The sequence below is a fragment of the Exiguobacterium sp. ZOR0005 genome (assembly GCF_000798975.1).
GTDB lineage: Bacteria > Bacillota > Bacilli > Exiguobacteriales > Exiguobacteriaceae > Exiguobacterium > Exiguobacterium aurantiacum.
In genome coordinates this window covers 1-302 of sequence record NZ_JTLB01000049.1, presented here as the reverse complement: position 1 = coordinate 302, position 302 = coordinate 1, and the positions used below count along the sequence as shown (strand labels likewise).

Annotated in this window: 1 protein-coding gene; it reads left to right on the top strand. The window is 58.9% G+C overall.

Going from position 1 to position 302, the window contains the following annotated elements:
- Window positions 1-302, top strand: a 302-nt coding sequence (locus L971_RS14735; protein WP_047376487.1) for a carbon starvation CstA 5TM domain-containing protein, incomplete at both ends; no start/stop codon positions are given.

The following is a 302-nucleotide window of genomic DNA, read 5'->3' as shown; positions in this document are numbered from 1 at the left end:
CGATCACGTCCGGCGACACGGCGTTCCGTAGCGCCCGGATGATCATCGCCGACTACTTGAAGGTCGCACAGAAGAAGTTCTCGTCACGCCTTTGGATCGCACTGCCGCTCTTCGCCATCTCGTACGTGTTGACGAACATGGACTTCCAGATGCTCTGGCAGTACTTCAACTGGGCGAACCAGACGACGGCCGTCATCGCGCTCTTCGTCGGGGCGATGTACTTGTACATCAAGGGGCGCAACCACTACATCGCGCTCGTCCCGGGCACGTTCATGCTGTACGCGGTCTGGTTCTACATCCTG